At 72.5% G+C, this 22,237-nt stretch carries 16 protein-coding genes; 8 read left to right on the top strand and 8 right to left on the bottom strand.

Annotated features, from left to right (window positions below; all coding sequences use genetic code 11):
* Positions 1-122: 122 nt before the first annotated feature.
* On the top strand, positions 123-3,656 hold the full coding sequence (locus Air01nite_RS06055) for an adenylate/guanylate cyclase domain-containing protein (protein WP_203700919.1): 3,534 nt from the start codon (positions 123-125) through the stop codon (positions 3,654-3,656).
* Here the strand turns inward: Air01nite_RS06055 and Air01nite_RS06050 are convergent.
* The gene (locus Air01nite_RS06050) at positions 3,653-4,387 is read right to left on the bottom strand and encodes a lysophospholipid acyltransferase family protein (protein WP_203700826.1); all 735 of its coding nucleotides are present in this window, start codon (positions 4,385-4,387) and stop codon (positions 3,653-3,655) included. The genes Air01nite_RS06055 and Air01nite_RS06050 overlap by 4 nt on opposite strands.
* Positions 4,388-4,552: 165 nt before the next feature.
* On the opposite strand from Air01nite_RS06050, the gene Air01nite_RS06045 reads away from it, so the two are divergent.
* The 3 genes from Air01nite_RS06045 (at position 4,553) to Air01nite_RS06035 (ending at position 7,619) form a co-directional block, all read left to right on the top strand.
* On the top strand, positions 4,553-5,386 hold the full coding sequence (locus Air01nite_RS06045) for a DUF308 domain-containing protein (protein WP_203700825.1): 834 nt from the start codon (positions 4,553-4,555) through the stop codon (positions 5,384-5,386).
* A 164-nt stretch (positions 5,387-5,550) separates the two neighbouring features.
* Positions 5,551-6,081 (top strand): GIY-YIG nuclease family protein, encoded by a 531-nt coding sequence (locus tag Air01nite_RS06040; protein WP_203700824.1) that lies wholly within the window; start codon positions 5,551-5,553, stop codon positions 6,079-6,081.
* Positions 6,082-6,203: 122 nt separating this feature from the next.
* The gene (locus Air01nite_RS06035; protein WP_203700823.1) at positions 6,204-7,619 is read left to right on the top strand and encodes an alpha,alpha-trehalose-phosphate synthase (UDP-forming); all 1,416 of its coding nucleotides are present in this window, start codon (positions 6,204-6,206) and stop codon (positions 7,617-7,619) included.
* Here Air01nite_RS06035 and Air01nite_RS06030 read toward each other — a convergent pair.
* The gene (locus Air01nite_RS06030) at positions 7,616-8,935 is read right to left on the bottom strand and encodes a GH1 family beta-glucosidase (protein ID WP_203700822.1); all 1,320 of its coding nucleotides are present in this window, start codon (positions 8,933-8,935) and stop codon (positions 7,616-7,618) included. The genes Air01nite_RS06035 and Air01nite_RS06030 overlap by 4 nt on opposite strands.
* 170 nt (positions 8,936-9,105) lie before the next feature.
* On the opposite strand from Air01nite_RS06030, the gene Air01nite_RS06025 reads away from it, so the two are divergent.
* Positions 9,106-12,486 carry a discoidin domain-containing protein gene (locus Air01nite_RS06025; RefSeq protein WP_239090522.1) on the top strand — a complete coding sequence of 1,127 codons (3,381 nt, stop codon included), beginning with the start codon at positions 9,106-9,108 and terminating at the stop codon, positions 12,484-12,486.
* Positions 12,487-12,552: 66 nt separating this feature from the next.
* Entirely contained in the window at positions 12,553-13,593 is a 1,041-nt protein-coding gene (locus Air01nite_RS06020) for a LacI family DNA-binding transcriptional regulator (protein ID WP_239090521.1), read from the top strand.
* On the opposite strand, the gene Air01nite_RS06015 is transcribed toward Air01nite_RS06020, so the two are convergent.
* Genes Air01nite_RS06015 through Air01nite_RS05990 form a run of 6 tightly spaced genes read right to left on the bottom strand, consistent with a single transcriptional unit; the run spans position 13,590 to position 18,619 of the window.
* The gene (locus Air01nite_RS06015) at positions 13,590-14,399 is read right to left on the bottom strand and encodes an alpha/beta hydrolase (RefSeq protein ID WP_203700819.1); all 810 of its coding nucleotides are present in this window, start codon (positions 14,397-14,399) and stop codon (positions 13,590-13,592) included. The genes Air01nite_RS06020 and Air01nite_RS06015 overlap by 4 nt on opposite strands.
* Positions 14,396-15,820 carry a flavin-containing monooxygenase gene (locus Air01nite_RS06010; RefSeq protein ID WP_203700818.1) on the bottom strand — a complete coding sequence of 475 codons (1,425 nt, stop codon included), beginning with the start codon at positions 15,818-15,820 and terminating at the stop codon, positions 14,396-14,398. Before Air01nite_RS06010 ends, Air01nite_RS06015 begins: the two co-directional genes overlap by 4 nt.
* 33 nt (positions 15,821-15,853) lie before the next feature.
* Positions 15,854-16,522, bottom strand: coding sequence for an endonuclease/exonuclease/phosphatase family protein (locus tag Air01nite_RS06005; RefSeq protein WP_203700817.1), 669 nt, complete (start codon positions 16,520-16,522; stop codon positions 15,854-15,856).
* Complete coding sequence (locus Air01nite_RS06000; RefSeq protein WP_203700816.1) at positions 16,519-17,466, bottom strand: ROK family glucokinase; 948 nt, start codon at positions 17,464-17,466, stop codon at positions 16,519-16,521. Before Air01nite_RS06000 ends, Air01nite_RS06005 begins: the two co-directional genes overlap by 4 nt.
* A 46-nt stretch (positions 17,467-17,512) precedes the next feature.
* Entirely contained in the window at positions 17,513-18,130 is a 618-nt protein-coding gene (locus Air01nite_RS05995) for a hypothetical protein (RefSeq protein WP_203700815.1), read from the bottom strand.
* A 33-nt stretch (positions 18,131-18,163) separates the two neighbouring features.
* Positions 18,164-18,619 (bottom strand): SRPBCC family protein, encoded by a 456-nt coding sequence (locus Air01nite_RS05990; protein ID WP_203700814.1) that lies wholly within the window; start codon positions 18,617-18,619, stop codon positions 18,164-18,166.
* 121 nt (positions 18,620-18,740) lie between these two features.
* Here Air01nite_RS05990 and Air01nite_RS05985 point away from each other — a divergent pair, with 121 nt between their 5' ends.
* Both Air01nite_RS05985 and Air01nite_RS05980 read left to right on the top strand, forming a co-directional pair.
* Positions 18,741-20,534 carry an AMP-dependent synthetase/ligase gene (locus Air01nite_RS05985; protein ID WP_203700812.1) on the top strand — a complete coding sequence of 598 codons (1,794 nt, stop codon included), beginning with the start codon at positions 18,741-18,743 and terminating at the stop codon, positions 20,532-20,534.
* Between the two features lie 65 nt (positions 20,535-20,599).
* Positions 20,600-22,234, top strand: a complete 1,635-nt coding sequence (locus tag Air01nite_RS05980) for a sensor histidine kinase (RefSeq protein WP_239090530.1) — start codon at positions 20,600-20,602, stop codon at positions 22,232-22,234.
* The last annotated feature ends 3 nt before the right edge of the window (positions 22,235-22,237 follow it).

Raw genomic sequence — 22,237 nt, 5'->3', positions numbered from 1 at the left:
CTCTACCGACGGCCGATCGGAATGGACTGTCCGCAAGCCAACAGGACAGTTCCTGACAGCCGCTGGACGCGCGTAGGCTGCGAAGCCCTTGACCGGGACAGAAAGTCGCTAGGAGTGTCGCCATCCCCGCCGCCTGCGCACGCTGTGGCCGGACCCCCGCCGAGAAGGACCGATTCTGCGGCGGCTGCGGTGCCGAGCTGGCTCCACCGTGTCGACAGTGCGGCCGGCCCATCCCCGCGGATGCCGCTTTCTGCACCAACTGCGGCACACCGCGCGAGGGCGGCAACCGCGCCGAGGTGAGCAACGGCGACCCGCAGGAAGACCGGCGCCGCGTCAGCGTGCTGTTCGTGGACCTGATCGACTTCACTCCGTACGCCGAGCGGTCCGACCCTGAGCAGGTCCGGGCGATGCAGACGGGGTTCTTCTCCGCCGCGCGCCGGGTCGTCGGGCAGTACGGCGGCGTGGTCGAGAAATACATCGGCGACGCGGTGATGGCGCTGTTCGGCGCGCCTGTCGCCACCGAGACCGACCCGCTGCGCTGCGTCCGCGCCGGGCTGGAGCTGCAGCGGGTGCTGTCCCGCTTCGCACCCGACGGTGCCGACGCGACCGGCCTGCGGTTCCGCGTGGGCGTGGTGACCGGCGAGGCGCTGGTCGACGTCGCCGCGGCGCGCAACGGCGGGCAGGCGATCGTCGCCGGCGACGTGGTCAACACCGCATCCCGGCTGCAGTCGGCCGCGCCGCCCGGCGGCGTGCTGGTCTGCGGCAACACCTACGCCCTGACCAAGGACACCGTCCGCTACCAGGCCCAGCCGGCGGTCACGCTGCGCGGCCGGTCCACACCGACCGAGGTCTGGCTCGCGGTCGCGCCACGCCGCCGTCCCCACGTCGACAAGGAGCCCGACGCCACCCCGCTGGTCGACCGCGAGCACGAGCTGGGCCTGCTGGTCAACGCGCTGCACCGGTCGCTGCGCGAGCGGCTGCCGCAGGTGGTCACGGTCTTCGGCCGGGCCGGCATCGGCAAGAGCCGGCTGGTCCGCGAGCTGCTCAAGCACGCCGAGCAGCTGATCGACGAGCCGGTCGCCTGGCGCACGGGCCGCTGTCCGCCGTTCGGCGAGAACGTCGCCTTCGCCGCGGTCGCCGACATCGTCAAGGCCGAAGCGGGCATCCTCGACACCGACCCCGCCGGCACCGCCGCACAGCGGTTGACCAAGGCCGTGTCCGAGCTGGTCGGCGCGAGCGAGGCCGACCGCCTGATCGACGCGTTGCGACCGCTGGTCGGCCTGCCCGGGAGCCGGCTCGCGGCCGAGGACGCCGAGTCCGCCTGGCGCCGGTTCCTGGTGGCCCTCGCCGCGCGCCGGCCGACCGTGCTGGTCTTCGAAGACCTGCACTGGGCCGACGAGAGCATGCTGCGGTTCGTCGAGCTGCTCGGCGCGTCCGCCCGGGACGTACCCCTGCTGCTGCTCTGCACCGCCCGGCCGGAGCTGATCGACCGCGACCCCGGCTGGGCCGCGTCGTTGCCCGGCTCGCTGGCCATCACGTTGCCGCCGTTGCGGGCCACCGGCATCGCGGCCCTCTACGCGCACATGTTCGGCCAGGCGGCGTTCTCGGCCGACATGCTCAGCCCGCTGGTCGAGCTGGCCGACGGCAACCCGCTCTACGCGCACGAGTACGTGCGGATGCTGATCGAGCAGGGCGCACTGCGCCAGTCCGGCCGGGGCTGGTCGCTGGAGAAGCGCCTCGACCTGCCGATGCCCGACAGCGTGCACGCCGTCATCGCCAACCGGCTCGACCTGCTCGACCCCAAGGACCGCACGGTGCTGTTCGCCGCGTCCGTGGTCGGCATGGTGTTCTGGCCCGGCGCGGTGGCCGCGGCGCTGGGCCGCAACGTCGAGTCGGTCGAGCGCTCGCTGCGCCGGCTGGAGCAACGCGACTTCGTGCACGAGCAGCCGGCCTCCACGATGGCCGGTCAGGCCGAGTTCCGGTTCGGGCACGTGCTGGTCCGCGACGTCTGCTACCAGCGGCTGCCGCGCACCGAGCGGGTGGCCCGGCACGAACGCACCGCCGAGTGGCTCGACGCGCTGTCCCGCGGCCGCGACACCGACCTGGCCGAGGTGCTGGCCCACCACCGGTGGGCGGCCCACGAGATCGCCCGCACGCTCGGCGTCGACCCGGCGCCGTTCGGCGCTCCGGCCCGCGAGGCCTTGCACCGGGCCGCGCGGCGCGCGTACGCCCTGCACGCCCTCGACGCGGCCACCAACCACGTCGAGCGGGCGATCGCGCTGGCCGACCAGTCCGACCCGGGCGGCCGGCTCCAGCTCGAACTGCTGCGCACGGAGATCTCGTTCTACCGCGACCGCGCCGAGTTCCTCACCGGCGGCGGCCCGGACCAACTGGTCGCGCTCGCCGACCGGCTCTACGCGCACGGCGACGCCGCCTCCGCCGCACGCGCCTGGACCCTGCTCGGCCAGGCCGCCTGGCTGCGCACCGACCGCCGGGCCGCGCTGTCCTGCCTCGACCGCGCGGTCGAGCTGTTCGACGCGGTGGCCGACTCCACCGAGAAGGCCGACGCCTACGCCGAGCTGGGCCGGCTGCACATGCTCAACTACGAGCGCGACCCGGCGATCGCCGCGGCCACCGCGGCCACCGAGATCGCCGAACGGTTGGGCAACGTCGAGACGCAGACCAACGCCCGGATCACCGTCGCGATGGCCCGCTACCAGGCCGGCGACCGGGGCGCGCTGGCCGAGCTGTACGAGGTGACCGAGTTCTGCCGCTCGCACGGGCTGCTCGCCCTGCCCCGGGCCATCCAGAACCTCGGGTACGCCTTGAGCGAGGAGGGCGACTGGGTCCGCTCCCGGGAGCTGGTCTCCGAGACGGCCTCCGCCGTCCCCGCCGGACACACGCTCAACACGGCGTTCTCCGGCGACGCGATGCGGGCGTACTTCGGTGGCGAGTTCGAGCGCCTGCTGGTCGCCGCGGACGCGTTCGTCGACACGCCCGACGGGCGCTGGGACATCCAGGTCCGCGGCCTGCGGGCCTGCCTGCGGGTGCTGCGCGACCAGCCGGTGCCCGCCGCGGGCGAGACCGACGACGTGGCCGACGCCCTCGAGTTCGCCCGCGACAGCGGCTTCTACCGGCCTCGGTGGACCACGCTCGGGCTGGCCGCGCAGGTCCGGGCCCTGCAGGGCCGCACCGAGGAGGCGGGCACGCTGATCGACGAGCTCGCCGAGTCGTGGTCGGCCGTGCCGGCCCTGGCCAGCGGCGAATGGATCTCGGCGGCGGCCTTCGCGGCGGCGCTGACCGACCGCGACGCCGCGATGCGGGTGCGCGGCATGCTCGACCGGGTCAGCCACCGCACCCCCTGGGCCGAGGCGGCGCTGCGGACCGTCAGCGCGGCTCTGGCCGCGGCCGGGGGCGACGAGGGCCGGGCCGGCCAGCTCTACGCGGCGGCGGCCGGCATCTACGGCCAGATTCCCGCGGTCACCGACCGGATGATGGCCCTGGCACTGGCCGCGCGGAGCTTCACCCTCGCCGGCGAGCGGGCAGCGGCCGAGGTGGCGCTGACCGAGGTCCGCGCGTTCGCCAACCGCAACCAGGCACCGGGCCTGCTCCGGCTCACGGGCGAGCCGTCCACCGAGGCGACGCTGGCCAGCTAGGCGGCGACGGCCGTGGGCGGGTCGGCGGCCTTCGCCGGGCCGGGCACCCGCGCCGCGGCGGCCGCGTTCTTGGCCTTCTGCGCGTAGATGTCGACGTACTCGCGGCCGGACAGCTCCATCAGCTCGTACATGATCTCGTCGGTCACCGCCCGCTCGACGAACCGGTCACCGGACATCCCCGCGTACCGGGCGAAGTCCATCGGCTCGCCGAACCGGATGCGTACCCGCTTGATCTTGGGAATGACCTTGCCCGGCGGCTGGATCTCGTCGGCGTTGAGCATCACCACGGGCACGACGGGTGCACCGCTGAGCAGCGCGAGCCGGGCCACGCCGGTCTTGCCCCGGTAGAGGCGGCCGTCCGGCGAGCGGGTGCCCTCGGGATAGATGCCGGCCAGGTTGCCGGCGCGCAGCACCCGCAACTGGGTGTCGAGCGCGGCCTGGGCGGCCCGGCCACCGGCCCGGTCGACGGGGATCGTGCCGGTGCCGACGAAGAACATCTTCACCAGCCACCCCTTGAGGCCCTTGCCGGTGAAGTATTCGGCTTTCGCGACGAACGTCACTTTCCGCCGAACCATCAGCGGCATGAAGATCGAGTCGGAGAAGGACAGGTGGTTGCTCGCGATGATCGCCGCCCCGGTCTCCGGGACGTTGTCGCGCCCCTCGACGACCGGGCGGAAGACCAGACGCAGCCACGGGCCGAGGATCACGTACTTCAGCAGCCAGTACAGCAACCGATGCCCCTTCTCCCCCGCAGTGCCTGCGAGCAGACGCTACGACATTGAGCCTACGAAGCGCGTACGCCATGCCACAACGGACTACTGGAAGGGGCTGCGGACGTGTCACGATTGGCGGCACGGCTCGCGGGCGATCCCCGCGGGCAGGCAGGAGGAAATGCGGTGTCCGCGGGTGGTGCACGCCGTGGCCGGCGGGACAACGGTCTCGACGCGGCCGACTTCGCCGTGGCCGGCGACGTCGACCCGCGGGTCGGCGAACACCTGCTCGAGGTGCTCGGCGCGGGCGGCATAGCCGCCTACCTGCAGCCGTCCTCGGACCTCAACCCCGTGACCCGCACCACCACGATGCCGGCGCGCCCGGTCGACCGCCTCTACGTCGACAGCACGCACCTCGAGACGGCCCGGGGCTATCTGGCCAAGCTCGCCTCCGAGGAAGAGCCGGCCCCACGCACGAACGGGCACGATCCGGACGTCGAGGCCGCCTGGGCGAAAATCGTCGCAGGCTACGACAAGGAGCCCGACACGACGCCGTGGCCGGCCGCGGAAAACCTGCCGGACGCCACGGCCGACACGCTGACGGCCCCGGCGGACCCGACCCGCCATGTCGAGCCGCCCGCTCCGTCACCGGCCCGCCGCCCGTCGGCCACCGACATCTCCGGCGTCACCCTCGGCCCACGCACCGACGACGGCCCGAGCCTGCTCGAGGGTCTGGACACGTTCGGCAACGACCTGCCCGGCGAGCCGACCGACGACGAGGGCTACACCCCGCCGCCACCGCCGCCGCTGCCCCGCATCTCGAAATACGCGGTGGCCGGCCTGCTCGGCATCGTCCTGGGTTTCGTCCTCTTCCTGTTCCCCGACATGATCCCGATCGACCGCACGATCGTCACGGTCGCCGGCTTCCTCGCCATCCTGGCAGGCTTCGTCACCCTGATCTCCCGCCTCCGCCACGGCAACGACGACGACTACGACCCGGACGACGGCGCCAAGGTCTGAGGAGCTTTCCCTGCTCGGGCCCGCCGGGGGCGCGACCGTCGCTCCCGCCAGACACCGCTCCGCTTCGCTGCGCTGCCACCTCCGCGGTGACCAGACCGAAAGACCCACCGAGGAGCGTTGTGGACTCGTTGCTCCAGCCGGCAGAACTACACACCGCGGCCTCGGTGCTCGCGCGGCCCGGTCCCGTGCCGGCGGCGGCCGGCGTCTACGCCTGGTATTTCCCGGTCGTCCCGTCGCTGGTGCCGGTCGAGGGCTGTCATCGCTTCGGTGGAGCGACTCTGTTGTACGTGGGGATCTCCCCGAAGGCGCCGGCAATGAACGGACGTCCGCCCAGCAGGCAGACGATCCGGCAACGCATTCGCTATCACTTCCGCGGCAACGCGTACGGTTCGACGCTGCGGCTCACGCTCGGGTCGCTGCTGGCGGATGAGTTGGGCATCCGGTTGACGCGGGTGGGCAGCGGGACACGGCTCACCTTCGACGCCGGCGAGGCCCGGCTCACCGAATGGATGGCGGCCAACGCGCGGGTGGTATGGACCGTCGTCGACCGGTCCTGGGACGTCGAGCACGAGCTGATCAGGTCGCTGGAGCTGCCGCTCAATCTGGCCCAGGACAAGCGCCACCCGTTCCACCGGACGCTTTCTCGGCTGGTTGCGGAACAGCGGAATCAGGCCCGGGTTCGTGGAAATCCTTAAATCTGGCTAAAGTGGACAGTCGGTGCACCTGTGGCACGGCTTGTTGTAATCGTCGCGTAACGTGGCGTCAGTAGGAATTGGTGACTGTCTTTCGCCACCGCTCGAGCGGAGCCTGCTGCCCCATGCGTAGAAGCGCCTTCGTGGTTGTCGCCCACCGCCTGCCCGTTGATGACAGCGTCGCGCCCGACGGCGCCTGTGAGTGGCGGCGCTCGCCCGGTGGGCTGGTCAGCGCCCTGCATCCCATCCTGCGCCAGAGCCCGGCCACCTGGGTCGGGTGGGCCGGGCAGACCGGCCCCGCACGGCACGTGCCCGACCTCGACGGCGTGCACATGCACTCGGTGCCGCTGAGCACCGAGGACATCGCCGAGCACTACGAGGGGTTCGCCAACGCCACGCTGTGGCCGCTCTATCACGACGCGGTCGAGCAACCCGTCTACCACCGGCGCTGGTGGGAGGCCTACCAGCGGATCAACCAGCGCTACGCGGAAGCAGCGGCGGACCTCGCCGAGCCCGGGGCCACCGTCTGGGTGCAGGACTACCACCTGCAGCTCGTCCCCGGGATCCTGCGCGAGCTGCGGCCCGACCTGACCATCGGGTTCTTCATGCACGTGCCGTTCCCGCCGCCCGAGCTGTTCATGCAGCTCCCCCGCCGCGCCGAGCTGCTGCGCGGCATGCTCGGTGCCGACCTGATCGGGTTCCAGCGCGCCCAGGCCGCGCACAACTTCGCCCAGCTCGCCGTCAAGGTGCTCGGCCTGCAGGCCAGCGACCGGCGGATCGCGATCGGTGACCGGATCGTCCGGGTCGGCGCCTTCCCGGTCTCGATCGACACCGCGGACATGGCGTCGCTGGCGGCCAGCCGCGGCGTCGTCGACCGCGCCCGGCAGCTGCGCGCCGACCTCGGCGAGCCGAAGCACGTGATCCTGTCCGTCGACCGCATGGACTACACCAAGGGCATCGAGCAGCGGCTCAAGGCCTACAGCGAGCTGCTCGACAGCGGCCAGGTCAAGGTCCGCGACACCGTGATGGTGCAGGTCGCGGTGCCCAGCCGGGAGCGGGTCGAGCAGTACAAGGCGCTGCGCGAACGGGTCGAGCGCGAGGTCGGCCGGATCAACGGCGAGTACGGCCGGGTCGGCGAGCCCGCGATCCACTACCTCAACCAGCCGTTCGACCGGGCGGAGCTGGCCGCCCTCTACCGCGTCGCCGACATCATGGCCGTCACGCCGCTGCGCGACGGGATGAACCTCGTGGCCAAGGAGTACGTCGCGTCCCGCGTCGACGACACCGGCGCCCTGGTGCTCAGCGAGTTCGCCGGCGCCGCCGCCGAGTTCACCCAGGCCTACCTGTGCAACCCGCACGACCTCGACGGCCTCAAGGCGGTGCTCATGCACGCGACCAGGGCCGCGCCGGACGACGTCGAGGAGCGGATGCGGGCGATGCGCGCCCACCTGCGGGCGCACGACATCCGCGCCTGGGCCCGCGCCTACCTGACCGCCCTCGACCGCACCGGCGTCCTCGCCACCCGGCTCACCCAGGCCTAGAGACCCCCGCGGCGGATGACGTCGCGGTACCAGAAGGCGCTGTCCTTCGGCGTACGCGTGAACGTCCGGTAGTCCACGTGCACCAGCCCGAAACGCTTGCCGTAACCCAGGGCCCACTCGAAGTTGTCGAGCAGCGACCAGGCGAAGTAGCCGCGCAGGTCGACGCCCGCCGCCATCGCCTCGTGCGCGGCGGCCAGGTGGGAGCGCAGGTAGTCGACCCGTTGCGCGTCCCGCACCCGACCGTCGACCACCGTGTCCACGAACGCGGCGCCGTTCTCCGTCACGTACAGCGGGATCGGTCCGTAGTCGGCGGTCACCCGTAGCAGCATGTCGCGCAGCCCGGTCGGGTCGATCGGCCAGCCCATGTCGGTGACCGGACCGGGCAGGTCGTGGTGCACGACCCGGCCACCGGTCGGGTACGGGCTGCCGTCCTCGACCGGCGACGCGGCCGCGCCGACGAGATCGGGCTGGTAGTAGTTGACCCCGAGCGCGTCCAACGGCGCGCTGATCACGCCCAGGTCGCCGGGGCGCACGAACGCCCAGTCGGTCACCGCGGCCGTGTCGGCCACGACGTCGGCGGGATAGGCGCCGCGCAGCACCGGGTCGAAGAAGATCCGGTTGAGCAGCCCGTCGATCCGCCGGGCCGCGTCCACGTCGCCCGGTTCCGCGCTGACCGCCCGCACCGTGCCCCCGTTGAGCGCGATGCTGACCTGCGAACCGGGCGACGCGGCCCGCAGCACCGGCACGGCGAGCCCGTGCGCCAGCAGCAGGTGGTGGACGGCCGCGAACAGGTCGGCGCGGCGACCGGGCGCGTGCACGCCCGTGCCGTAGCCGAGGAACGCCGAGCACCACGGCTCGTTGAGCGTGTTCCACATCGCGACCCGGTCGCCGAGCCGGGCACCGACCGCCTCGGCGAACTCGGCGAACCGGTAGGCGGTGTCCCGGTTGGTCCAGCCGCCCGCGTCCTCGACCCACTGCGGCAGGTCGAAGTGGTAGAGCGTGGCCACCGGGCGGATGCCGTGTGCCAGCAGCGCGTCCACGAGCCGGTCGTAGAAGTCGAGATTGGCAGCGCGTGGCCAGGCGACCGAAAAGCGGTAGGCGGTCAGCCCGAGCGAGGCCATCAGCGCCACGTCGCTCGCGTACCGGTGGAAGTGGTCGGCCGCCCGCGCGCCGGTGTCGCCGTTGACGACGTTGCCCGGCGTCGCGGCGAAGGTGTCCCAGATGGACGGCACCCGCCCGTCCGCGGTCACCGCGCCCTCGATCTGGTAGGCCGCGGTCGCCGCTCCCCACCAGAACGTCGATGGAAACCCACTCAACCCGTATCACTCCTTGGAGAGCGCTCTCCGAAACGCCCTCCAGCGTCCGGTACGACCGATCTCCTGTCAAGGCCGCACGCCTTGACATCGATGAATGTCGAGCGCAACACTGCGAGGCACTGGAGAGCGCTCTCCAAAGGGCACCGTCCCCTCTCCGGAAAGGCAACCCCGTGAAACTTCGCCTGCTCACGGCCGTCGCGCTCGGCCTCACCTCGTTGGCGGTCGCCACGCCGGCCCGCGCCGCCGACCCCGTCATCTCCCAGGGCAAACCCGCGGTCGCGTCCTCGACACAGGGCGCCGACCTGCCCGCCTCGGCCGCCGTCGACGGCAACGCCGGCACCCGCTGGGGCTCGGCCTGGTCGGATCCGCAGTGGATCCAGGTCGACCTCGGCGCGACGGCCACCATCACCCAGGTCACCCTCAACTGGGAGGGCGCGTCGGCGCGGTCCTTCCAGCTACAGACCTCGCCGAACGGCACGACCTGGACCGACGTCTACACGACCACGACGGGCCCGGGCGGCGTACAGACGCTCACGGTCACCGGCTCGGGCCGCTACGTCCGGATGTACGGCACCGCCCGCAACAGCGGCTACGGCTACTCCCTGTGGGAGTTCCAGGTGCACGGCACCTTCGGCGGCACCAACCCGAACCCGGGCACCTGCGGCACCGCCAACGCCGCGCAGGGCCGGCCCGCCACCGCCTCGTCCACCGAGGGCGCCGGCGTCGAGGCCGCCATGGCCGTCGACGGCAACGCCGGCACCCGCTGGTCGAGCGCGTTCGCCGATCCACAGTGGATCCGCGTCGACCTGGGCTCGACACAGAGCGTCTGCCGGGTCGGGCTGCAATGGGAGGGCGCCTACGCCCGGGCGTTCCAGGTGCAGACCTCGACCGACGGCAACACCTGGACCGACGTGTACGCCACGACGACCGGCACCGGCGGCACACAGAGCCTCGACGTGACCGGCACCGGCCGCTACGTCCGGATGTACGGCACGGCCCGCGCCTCGGGCTGGGGCTACTCGCTCTGGGAGCTCCAGGTGTTCACCGCCGGCGGCAGCACCAACCCGCCGGACCCCGACCCCGGCACCTGGCAGACCGTCTGGAGCGACGACTTCACCGGCGCCGCCGGCACCGCGCCGTCCACGGCCTACTGGCTGCTGCGCACCGGCACCCAGTACCCGGGCGGCGCCGCCAACTGGGGCACCGGCTCGGTCGAGACGGCCAGCGCCGCGAACGTCACCCTCGACGGCGCGGGCCGGCTGTCGATCCGCGCGACCAGGGACGGCGCCGGCAACTGGACCTCCGGCCGCATCGAGACCCAGCGGGCCGACTTCACGCCCCAGCCCGGCCAGCTCACCCGGTTCAGCGCGGTGCTCAAGCAGCCCGACGTCGCCAACGGGCTCGGCTACTGGCCGGCGTTCCGGGCCACCGGCGCCGCCTTTCGCGGCACCTTCACCAACTGGCCCGGCATCGGCGAGACCGACATCATGAGCGGCGTCAACGGCCGCAACCAGCTCTCGCAGACGCTGCACTGCGGCACCGCACCCGACGGTCCGTGCGGCGAGTACAACGGCCGGACCAGTGGCCTCGCCTCCTGCTCGGGCTGCCAGACCGGCTACCACGAGTACAGCCAGGTGATCGACCGCACCAAGACCGACGAGGAGATCCGGTTCTACCTCGACGGCCGGCAGACCTGGATCGTCCGGGAGAGCCAGGTCGGCGTCGCCGCCTGGCAGGCCGCCGTGCACCACGGCTTCTACCTGCGGTTGGACCTCGCCATCGGCGGCCTCTACCCGAGCGGGATCGCCGGCTTCACCGTCCCGACGCCGGAGACCACCTCGGGCGGCGTGCTCAGCGTCGACTCGGTGTCGGTCGCCCGGTCCACGGGCACGACGCCACCCGCGATGACGGACCCGGCGGTGCCGGCCGGCCCGAGCGTCGTGCGGGTCACCGGGACGCAGGGCAACTGGCAGCTCCAGGTCAACGGCGCGCCGTGGGAGGTGCGCGGGCTCACCTACGGGCCGCCGCAGGGCGCCGCCGACGGGTACCTGCGCGACCTGAAGAACATGGGCGTCAACACGATCCGCACCTGGGGTGTCGACGACGCGCAGACCCCGGTGCTGCTCGACACCGCCGCCCGGCACGGGATCAAGGTGATCGTCGGGCACTGGCTCAACCAGGGCGCCGACTATGTCAACGACACCGCGTACAAGAACACCGTCAAGGCCGAGATCGTGGCCCGGGTCAACGCGCTCAAAGGTCGGCAGGGCGTGCTGATGTGGGACGTCGGCAACGAGGTCATCCTCACCATGCAGGACCACGGCCTGGCGGCCGACGTGGTCGAGGCGCGGCGGGTGGCGTACGCCCGGTTCGTCAACGAGGTCGCCGAGGCGATCCACGCGGCGGACCCGAACCACCCGGTCACCTCGACCGACGCCTACACGCACGCCTGGACCTACTACAAGCCGTACTCGCCGGCGCTGGATCTGTTGGCGGTCAACTCGTACGGCGCGATCGGCGGGGTCAGGAGCGACTGGATCGCGGGCGGCTACACCAAGCCGTACGTCGTCACCGAGGCCGGGCCCGACGGCGAGTGGGAGGTGCCGGACGACGTCAACGGCGTGCCCGACGAGCCGACCGACCTGGAGAAGCGGGCCGGTTACGCGGCGAGCTGGGCGGCGATCAAGGCGCATCCGGGTGTCGCGCTCGGCGCCACGGAGTTCCACTACGGCCTCGAGAACGACTTCGGCGGCGTCTGGCTCAACGTGAGCACGGGCGGTTGGCGGCGGCTGGGTTTCCACGCGCTGCGGCAGGCGTACACCGGTCAGCCCTCGGCCAACACCCCGCCCGAGATCACGTCGATGACCGTGGGCTCGCAGACCTCGGTGCCGGCGGGCGGGACGTTCCCGGTCTCCGTCACCGCGACCGACCCGCAGGGCGACCTGATCCGCTACAACCTGATGTTCAGCAACAAGTACGTCACCGGAGGCACCGGCTTCTCGAACGTCACGTTCACGGAGACGGGCAACGGCAGCTTCTCGGTGCGGGCGCCCGAACAGCTCGGCGTCTGGAAGGTCTACGTGTACGCGTTCGACGGCCAGGGCAACGTGGGCATCGAGCAGCGGTCGTTCAAGGTCGTGCCGCCGACCGCCCCGGGCACCAACCTCGCCCGGGGCCGGCCGGTGACCGCGTCGTCGTACCAGCCGACCGGCACCAACGGCCCGCAGCTTCCCGCGTACGCCGTCGACGGCGACTACGCCACCCGCTGGGCCAGCGAGTGGGTGCCGACGGCCTGGGTGCAGGTGGACCTCGGCTCGGTGCAGTCGTTCAACCACGTGCAGCTCGCGTGGGAGGCGGCGTACGCGACCGGCTACCAGGTGCAGACGTCCAACGACGGCAACACCTGGACGACGGTCTATGCGACGACGACCGGCAACGGCGGGTTCGACAGCCTGCCGATCACCGGCACCGGTCGGTACGTGCGGATGAACGGCCAGGTCAGAGCCACCGGCTGGGGCTACTCGCTGTGGGAGTTCGGCGTCTATCGCTGATCCCCTGCTAGCCTTCGGGGGCGGAGAGCGCTCTCCGCCCCCGACCATGGAGAGGCCACCGCGCGAGTGACCACTGACAACGCACGCCTGCCCACCCTGGAGGACGTGGCCCGGCTGGCGGGGGTCTCCCGGGCCACGGTCTCCCGGGTGATCAACGGCATCCGCAACGTCAACCCCGAGCTGCACGAGGTGGTCTGGAACGCGGTGAACGCGACCGGCTACGTGGCCAACCGCGCGGCCCGGTCGCTGGTCACCCGGCGCACCGGCACGATCGCGCTGGTCGTCTCCGACTCCGAGAGCCACGACGACGACCCGTTCATGAGCCGGTTCTTCAGCGACCCGTTCTTCGGCCGGGTGGTGGGCGGCCTGCTCAGCGCGCTGCGCCCGGCCGGTGTCCAGCTCGCGCTGCAGCTCGTCGGCGCCGACCAGGCCCGCGCGCGGCTGGTCGGCGACCTGCGCCAGGGCCAGGCCGACGGCTCGGTGGTGCTCTCCCTGCACCCCGGCGACACGCTGCCGCACCTGCTCGCCGACGCCGGGCTGCCCGGCGTGGTGATCGGCCGCCCGGCCCGGCCGGTGCCGCTCAGCCACGTCGACGTCGCCAACGACCGCGGCGCCGCGCTGGCCGCCGACCACCTGGTGGCCCGCGGCCGGCGCCGGATCGGCATGATCACGGGCCCGGTGGACGTGCCGGCCAGCGTCGACCGGGTCGACGGCTTCCGGGCGGCGATGGCCCGCCACGGCCGGTCCTACGTGCCGGCGGCCACGGGCAACTTCACCCACGAGAGCGGCGAGCGCGCGATGCGCGAGCTGCTGGCCGACCAGCCGGACCTCGACGGCGTGTTCGTCGCCAACGACCTGATGGCACAGGGCGCGTTGAGCGCGCTGCACGAGGCCGGCCGCCGCGTGCCGGCCGACGTCGCGGTCGTCGGCTTCGACGACAGCAGCGCGGCTCTGGCCGCCCGCCCGCAGCTGACCACGGTGCGCCAGCCGCTGGAGGACATGGCCGCCGAGGCGGCCCGCCTGCTGCTGGCTCGCGTCGACGACCCGACCCTCGACACCACCTCGGTGGTGTTCGAGCCGATGCTGGTGCTCCGCGCGAGCAGCTAGTTGCCGTCCTTCTCCAGCCAGTCGAGGATCGCGTCGATGGGTTCCTGCCAGCGCGCGTCGAGCATCAGGTCGTGGCCCATGCCCGGGAACAGCAGCGGGGCGCCGCCGTAGCGGCGGGCCACCTTGTCCAGCGCGGTCCTCGGCACCACCCGGTCGTCGGGGGTGCCGACCACCAGCACCGGCGGGTCGCCGACCGGGTGCTCCGGCGGACGGGCCCGCAGCAGCTCCCACTGTGCCTTCGCCGAGGCGTGGCCGACCCGCTTGGCGTAGCCGCGGGCCTGCGCGTCCGGCAGCTCGCGGCCGAACAGCTGCCGACGGCCCAGCCGCAGCCGGCCACCGAACGCCGCCGGCAGCGTGCCGAACAGGTTGCGGCGCAGGGCCAGGCCGAGCGTGCCCCAGCCGCCGAACACCGGTGCGGCCAGCACGCCGGCCTTGGCCGGGTAGCGGGCCAGCGCGTGCGCGACCACCAGGGCGCCGGCGCCGTGGCCGACCAGCACCGCCTGCCGCGGCAACCGCGCCGCTTCCTGCACGACGTCGTGCGCGTACGCCCGCAGAGTCGCCTTCGGCGCGGGGGCGCTGGCGCCGTGGCCACGCGGGCTGACCGCGTGCGCCGCGAAACCGCGCGCGGCGGCGTGCTCCAGCCAGTGCTCCGCGTACGCCCAGGCGCCGTGACCGAAGCCCGGCACGAACAGCACCGGCGGCTTGCCCTCGTCGGCGATCTCGGGCGTCGCGGTGAGCAGCTCGCGGCGGGCCGGCGGCACCGGGTCGGCCCAGTCGCGGGTACGCATGATCCGCACGGAGGTCATCGCGCGCTCCTCGCCGTCGTCGCGGTGGCCGGGGACAGCTCGTCCAGCGCGCGCTGCAGCTCGCGCAGATAGTCGACATGGTTGACCTCGAACCAGTGCCGGGTCGAGTCCTTGACCCGGGCCCGGTTCCAGCGCTTGCCCACGTCGGCCGAGGCGCGCGACCAGAACGCCGCGGCCCGCTGCAGGTCGCGGTCGCGCAGCCGCAGCCAGCGCGCGATCAGCACGGTCTGCCAGTGCACCAGCGGGAACAGGCCCGAGTCGGGCTGCAGCAGGCCGGCCACGGCGAGCGTCGGGTGCTCGCGCGGGAACGCGTGCAGGTAGAGGGTGGGCCGGCCGTGCTCGTCGGCGCCGAGGATCTCCGGGGCCAGGAACTCGAAGCGCGGCAGGTAGCCGGTGGCGAAGACGACCACGTCGGCCTCGACGTGCCGGCCGTCGGTCAGCTCGACCGAGCTTCGGTGGAACCGGCGTACGTCCGGCACCGGGGTGATCGTGCCGTGGCCGAGGTGGTAGATCAGCTGGCTGTTGGCGATCGGGTGGGTCTCGAAGACCTTGTGGTCCGGCTTCGGCAGGCCGAACCGGCTCTGATCGCCCACGGTCAGCCGCAGCGTGCGGGCCGCCAGCCACTGCCGCATGCCCAGCGGCAGCCTGGCCGCCTGCATCCGGTCGTTGACCTGGTCGGTGGGCCGGCCGAGCAGGTACTTCGGCAGGTACCAGTAGCCGCGCCGGGTGGAGTGCCAGGTCTGCGTGGCCGCGGTGGCCGCCTCGACGGCGATGTCGCAGCCGGTGTTGCCGCCGCCGACCACCAGCACCCGGCGGCCGCGCAGCTCCTTGGGGTCCTTGTAGGACGAGGCGTGCATGGTCTGGCCGCGGAACTCGTCGAGCCCCTCGAACGTGGGCACCTTGGGCTGCCAGTTGTGCCCGTTGGCGATGACGACCGCGAGGTAGCGGTGGGTCCGCTCGGACCCGTAGCCGCCGCTGCTGCGGGTGGTGACGTCCCAGCTCGTGTCGTCGGCCGGCTCGATCTTGACCACCTCGGTGCCGAACCAGACGTGCGGCAGCAGGTCGAAGTGCGCGGCGTAGCGCTCGAGGTACGACAGCAGCTGGCTGTGGTGCGGGTAGTCCGGCCAGGTGTCCGGCATCGGGAAGTCGGGGAACTGGGTGAACGGCTTCGACGAGATCAGGTGGGTGGAGGCGTAGACCGGGCTGCGGTCGTGCCGCCAGTTCCACGCGCCGCCGACGCTGGTCTCCCGCTCGTAGCAGTCGACGCCGAAGCCGTGCTCGCGCAGGTTCTTGACGGCCGCGAGGCCGCTGGCGCCGGCACCGACCACGCAGACGGTGTCGCGCCGGTCGTAGACCGGTCGGCCGTCACGCCAGAGGGTGGTCGAGGGGTCGAAGCGTTCGTTGCCGGTGGGGGTGGACACCGGACGATCCTTCCGACTGACGGCCGGTTCTGTCTAGTCGGGTATCACCAGATCTACGGCGATCGGAAGATGGTCGCTCGCGCGGAGCGTCGCCTCCGAGGAGACCACCTGGAACCGGGACACCTCGATGCGCTTGTCGACGAAGACGCCGTCGATGGCTCGGCGCGGGCCGGAGGCCGGGTGCGTGGGCGCGGTCCCGGCGATCCGCAGGCCGTCGGCGACCGCAGCCCAGGTCGGGTCGGCGGGCTCGGCGTTGAGGTCGCCGGCGGCGATGACGGGCAGCTCGTACCCGCGCATCTCGGCCCGCCAGGCCGCCGCCTGGGTCGGCCGCACCGCGGCGTCGGTGGACAGGTGCGAACCGGTCACCACGAACTGCGCCCCGGGCACCGCACACGTCGCGAACACCGCGCCGCGCATGTGGTGCCCCGGCACCAGCGGGAACCGGACGTCGCGGGTCTCCAGCACCCGGACCCGCAGCGTGGTCAGCACCAGGTTGCCCAGCGACCAGAGGCCGCCGCCGCCGACCACCATCCGCAGGCGGTCGGCCAGCGCCGCGTTCTTCTGCCGCCAGCGGAACCGGCGCGCGCCTTCCTGCACGACCAGCACGTCGGGCGCGAGGTCCGCGACGACGGCGGCGAGCGCGTGTGGGTCGTCCTTGAAGCTGTGGATGTTGTACGAGACCACCCGGATCCGAGCTGTCATCGGCGTCTTGCCAGGTCGGCGGCGCCCACCAGGCCCGCGCCGTTGCCGAGCTTGGCGACCCGCAGGTCGGCGACGGGCCAGCGACCCCGCTGAGCGAGCGACTCCTGGTAGGACGCGCGGGCCGGGCCCATCAGCAGCTCGCCCGCCTCGACCACACCGCCACCGACGACCAGCACCTGCGGGTCGAGCACCTGGACCATGTCGGCCAGGCCCATGCCCAGCCAGGTGCCGATCTGCGCGAACGCCTCGCAGGAAACGCCGTCGCCGTCGCGGGCGGCCGCGGTGACCATCGGGCCGTTGATCCGGTCGGGGTCACCGCCCGCCAGCCCGAGCAGCCGCTCGGCGCGGTGCGGCTCCTGGCGTGCGCCCGCCCGGGCGAACCGGACCAGCGCGTTGCCGCTCGCGTACTGCTCGATGCAGCCGAGCCGACCGCAGCCGCACTTGTGCCCGCCGGGCACCAGGCCCAGGTGGCCCAGCTCGGCCGCGATGCCGTTGGTGCCGCGGACCAGCTCGCCGCCGAGCACGATGGCGCCGCCGACGCCGGTGCCGATCGTGTACATCACCATCGAGTCGTCGGCGTCGTGCGCGGCCCCGAAGCGGAACTCGGCCCAGGCCGCGGCGTTGCCGTCGTTCTCGACGATGACCGGCAGGCCGACCTTGTCGCTGACGTAGTCGCGCAGCGGCTCGTCGCGCCAGGCGATGTTGGGCGCGAACAGGACGGTCGACCGGGAGGCGTCGATCCACCCGGCCGCGCCGATGCCGACGGCGTCGACCTGATAACCGGCGGCCAGCTCGGCGGTGACCTCGACGATCGTGTCCCGGGTACGCGCGACGTCGTCCGCGGGCGTGTCGCGCCGGATGGTCGTCACGACCGTGCCGTCCGCGTCGACCACCCCAGCGGCGACCTTGGTGCCCCCGACGTCGACTCCGATGGTCAGCGTCACCGCTGCCGCTCCCCTCTGCTGTGCCCGACACTGTGCCGATTGAGGATCATGACCCCAAGTTGTCGTCGTCGGACCGTGGCGCCGGAGGCACCACGCGCTTGACGGCCTTGCGGGCCATCGGCTTTTTCTGCTTCCCAGGGGGCGCGACCTCGTCGTCGGCCGCCCGCTCCGCGGCGGTGGCCGCCGCCCAGACGTCACCGGCCGCGGGGGCCGGCTCAACATCATCGCGGGTACGGGTGGCCGCGCGCCAGATCTCGTCGTCGGAGAACCGGGGCGCCGGCGCGGGCGGCGGCTGCGGCTCCCGGACCGCGGTGGAGCTGTTGACCGCGCGCAGCAGGCTGGCCACGCCGGCCGCGAAGTCCCCGGCGCCGGTCGCGAGCCGCTCGGCGAACTCGGGGCTGGGGTCACGCAACGCGACGATCACCCGGCAGATCGGGCACACGCAGCACTCATCGGTGCCGGTCGCGATTTGTGGTCCCGTTCCCCCGGACGGGTGATGCGGTTGGCCGAACGCGCTGCCGAGCACGTCGGTGAGCGAGCCGAGCGCGCCGAAGCCGGCGGCCAGGCCGGGGCCGTCGCCGGCGCGGCGAGCCATGGCGAGCACGGACGCGACGAGGCGCTCGGCCTCGCCGCGGGCGGACGATGGGTCGGGTTGCGGTGCCATCTCGTTCCTCGGGTAGATGCGGGGGCGGGCCGGTCAGGCCCGCGGGTAGAGCGACTCCACCCGCCCCTTGAGCTGCTTCAACGCGGCATCCATGATCATCTTCTCGGCTTTCTTGCGAAACATGCCGAGCATGCCCACCGCCAGGTCGACCTCGAGCGTGTAGGTGACCACGCAACCGCCGTCGCCGGCCGGTTCGATGTCGTACGAGCCGTCCTGCGTCTTCTGCATCTTCGACGGCGCGACAAGATGCCATTCGATGCGCGAGATGTCCTCGGCGTACTCGTATTGGAGGGTGTATTCGTCCACCAGCACGCCGGCATCGATCACGAACCGGACCTGGCTCGCATAACCGTCCTCGTATTCCTCGACCACTTCGGCCGACTTCATCGCCGTGGTCCACTCCGGGTAGCGCACGAAGTCGCAAATCACCGCCGCGACCTGGGCCGGTGTGGCGTCGATCGCGATCGCCTGGGTGGAGGAGTCCGCCATGTGGGGCAGGCTACCTCTTTGCGCCCTGTCGGCTGGCTGACGGCTCGCTGGTCCCCCGCATCGGACTCGATGTCGATACGGGTAGGTTGCATTTAGCTGATCGCGTTCTGTAGGAGGCCCGGTGCGCGAATTCTCCGTACCCCCGGTCGTGACGGTCGGGGACGCGGCCAACCTGACCGACCCGGTATGGGACAACGCCGCGGCGGCGCCCGACGCGGTGCAGTTCCGCCGCCGGCGCGACGGCGCGTGGGCCGACGTCACCTGCGGGCAGTTCCGGGACGAGGTCGTCGCGCTCGCGCGCGGCCTGGTCGCGGCCGGCATCCAGCCCGGCGCGCGGGTGGGGCTGATGAGCCGCACGCGCTACGAGTGGACGCTGATCGACTACGCGATCTGGTCGGTGGGCGGGGTCACCGTGCCGATCTACGAGACCTCCAGCGCCGAGCAGGTCGGCTGGATCCTCGAGGACTCCGGCGCGGTCGCCGTGTTCGTCGAGACCGAGGCGCACGCGCTGCTGCTCGCCGGCGTCCGCCCCGACCTGCCCACGCTGACCGAGGTGTGGCGGATCGACTCCGACGACCTCGACCTGCTCCGCGAGCGGGGCGCGACCGTCGACGCCGCCGTGATCGAGGAGCAGCGGCGCACCTCCACCGCCGACGACGTTGCCACGATCATCTACACCAGCGGCACGACCGGCCGGCCCAAGGGCTGTGTGCTGACCCACCGCAACCTCCTGTCCGACATCACCAACGCGGTGCCGGTGCTGCCCGACCTGTTCCACCAGGGCGGTTCGACGCTGCTGTTCCTTCCCCTGGCGCACTCGTTCGCCCGGCTGATCCAGATCGGCATGGTGCAGGCCCGCGCGACCATGGGCCACCTGCCCGACACGAAGACACTGGTCGACGACCTCAAGGACTTCCAGCCGACGTTCCTGCTGTCGGTGCCTCGGGTGTTCGAGAAGGTGCACACCGCGGCCAAGCAGCGGGCCGTGGCCGAGGGCAAGGGCGGCATCTTCGCCAAGGCCGAGCAGACCGCGATCGCCTATTCCACGGCGATGGACGGCGACGGCCCCGGGCTCGGGCTGCGGATGCAGCACGCCCTCTACGACAAGCTGGTCTACGGCCGGCTGCGGGCCGCGCTCGGCGGCAAGTGCACGCGGGCGATCTCCGGCGGCGCGCCGCTGGGTGCCCGGCTCGCACACTTCTTCCGGGGCATCGGCGTCACGGTCTACGAGGGGTACGGCCTCACCGAGACCTCCCCGGCCATCGCCGTCAACCTGGAGACCGCCACCCGGATCGGCACCGTCGGCCGGCCCCTGCCCGGTGTCACGGTGCGGGTCGCCGACGACGGCGAGATCCTGGTCAAGGGCGCGCTGGTGTTCAAGGAATACTGGCGCAACCCCGAGGCGACGGCCGAGGTGCTCGACGACGACGGCTGGTTCGCCACCGGCGACCTGGGCGAGCTCGACGACGACGGCTACCTGTCGATCACCGGGCGCAAGAAGGAGATCATCGTCACCGCGGCCGGCAAGAACGTCGCGCCCGCCGTGCTCGAGGACCGGATCCGCGCCCACCACCTGGTCAGCCAGGCGCTGGTGATCGGCGACCGGGAGCGGTTCATCGCCGCGCTGGTCACCGTCGACCCCGACGCGCTGCCCCGGTGGCTGGAGTCGGCGGGGCTGCCGGCCGACACCCCGGTCGAGAAGCTGCGCACCGACGAGAGGATGCTCGCCGAGATCCAGACCGCGATCGACGACGCCAACAAGGCCGTCTCGCACGCCGAGTCGATCAAGGAGTTCCGCATCCTGCCGGCCGACTTCACCGAGGCGACCGGCGAGCTGACCCCGTCGATGAAGGTCAAGCGGAGCGTCGTGATCAAGGCACACCAGGCCGTGATTGACGAGATCTATCGCCGATGACCCCCGAGGCGCCACCACCCACCCCGATCCGCGCTCACCCCCTCGCCGTGGCCGCGCGCATCGTGATGCTCGCGCTCGTGGCGGTGCTGGTGCTGCTCACCACGCAGCAGCTCGACCAGCTCTGGTGGGTGGCGCTGCTGATCGTCGCCGGGCTGCCGGCCGTGATCGCGCCCCGCCACGCGGTGCTCGCCCCGCTGGGCCGGTTCGCCGAGGTGATCATCGTCGGCATCGGCGCCAGCCAGGTCGCCGAGCACACCGCCGGCAACGCGATCGGCCAGGGCACGGGCGCCGCCGCGCTGCTGCCCTACCTGTCGGTGCCGCTGACGGTGACCGCACTGCGCCGCCGGTCGCGGGAGAGCGCCGCACTGCTCGGGGTGGCCACGCTCGCCCTGGTCGTCGGCGGCGCGGTCAGCACGACCGGCGGCGACCCACTGATCTCCAAGCCCGGCTACCTGGCCGCCTGCGCGCAGTGGCTGATCCTGGCCTCGCTCGGCACGCTGGCCGCCTCCACGCTGCAACGGATCATGCAGCAGCGGGGCGAGGCGGGGCGGCCACAGCCGTACGCCGAGGCGACCCGCCTGCTGACCCAGCTCCGCAGCGTCGCCCGGCAGCTCCCGGGCGCCACCCTCGACCCCGGCGGCATCTCCGAGCACCTGCTGGAGGAGCTGCGCGGTGTCGCGCGGGCCGACCGCGCGGCCGTGCTCTCGGCCAGCGGCGGTGGGCGGCTGGTGGTGCTCGCACAGGCGGGCGCCGACCGGGTCGACTGGGAGACCAGCCTCGACGCCGACTCCGCGATCGCCGAGGCCTGGGCCAGCCAGAACCACTACACGACCAACCGGTCACAGGCCCGCTCGCACCGCAGGGGTGACGTTTCGGCGCTGGTGGTGCCGCTGGTGGCGGGTGTACGTACCGTCGGATTGGTGATCATCGAGGCCGACGCCGCGGGCGCCTATCCGCCGGCCGTGGTGCACGAGGTGACCGCGCTCACCGGTCCCGCCGCTCTGCGGCTCGAAGCGGCGCTGCTCTTCGACGAGGTCCGGTCGCTGGCCACCAACGAGGAGCGGCAGCGGCTGGCCCGCGAGATCCACGACGGGGTCGCGCAGGAGCTGGTGATGGTCGGCTACGGGATCGACAACGCGCTGGCGACCCTGCCCGACGACGCCAAGGAGACGGCCGAGGAGCTGCGCACGCTGCGCGGCGAGGTGACCAGAGTGATCACCGAGCTGCGGCTTTCCCTGTTCGAGCTGCGCTCGGAGGTCGACCGGCACGGGGGGCTGGCGGCGGCGATCTCGGAGTACGCGCGGACCGTCGGCGCCTCCGGAGGGCTGCGGGTGCACGTGACGCTCGACGACACGACCGCCCGGCTGCCTGCGGCCACGGAGGCCGAGCTGCTCCGGATCGCGCAGGAGGCGATCACGAACGCCCGAAAGCACGCCGGAGCCACTAACCTGTGGGTCTCGTGTTCCATCGATCCCCCGTACGCACAGATCGAAGTGTCGGATGACGGTCAGGGCATAGCTGACCAGCGCCCCGACGGGCGCTACGGTCTTGCGATCATGGCGGAGAGAGCGGAACGTATCCGAGGCCGGTTGGAGATCAGTCCGCGAAGCCCGTCCGGCACGACCGTGGCGGTGGTAGTCGGCACACCACCGCGGCGCGGTAGCGTGCGCGATAGCGTCACCGCATCAGAAGGGGAGTAACCC

Origin of the sequence: Asanoa iriomotensis (assembly GCF_016862515.1) — a bacterium.
Classification (GTDB): domain Bacteria; phylum Actinomycetota; class Actinomycetes; order Mycobacteriales; family Micromonosporaceae; genus Asanoa; species Asanoa iriomotensis.
The sequence above is the reverse complement of the archived record's forward strand: the minus strand, read 5'-3'. Positions and strand labels throughout refer to the sequence as shown.

What these genes read in the sequence shown, in the direction of transcription:
- Air01nite_RS05990 (WP_203700814.1), bottom strand. Translation starts at nt 18,619, where the DNA reads ATGGCGGACTCCTCCACCCAGGCGATCGCGATCGACGCCACACCGGCC.
- Air01nite_RS06015 (WP_203700819.1), bottom strand. Translation starts at nt 14,399, where the DNA reads ATGACCTCCGTGCGGATCATGCGTACCCGCGACTGGGCCGACCCGGTG.
- Air01nite_RS05995 (WP_203700815.1), bottom strand. Translation starts at nt 18,130, where the DNA reads ATGGCACCGCAACCCGACCCATCGTCCGCCCGCGGCGAGGCCGAGCGC.
- Air01nite_RS06035 (WP_203700823.1), top strand. Translation starts at nt 6,204, where the DNA reads ATGCGTAGAAGCGCCTTCGTGGTTGTCGCCCACCGCCTGCCCGTTGAT.
- Air01nite_RS06005 (WP_203700817.1), bottom strand. Translation starts at nt 16,522, where the DNA reads ATGACAGCTCGGATCCGGGTGGTCTCGTACAACATCCACAGCTTCAAG.
- Air01nite_RS05980 (WP_239090530.1), top strand. Translation starts at nt 20,600, where the DNA reads ATGCTCGCGCTCGTGGCGGTGCTGGTGCTGCTCACCACGCAGCAGCTC.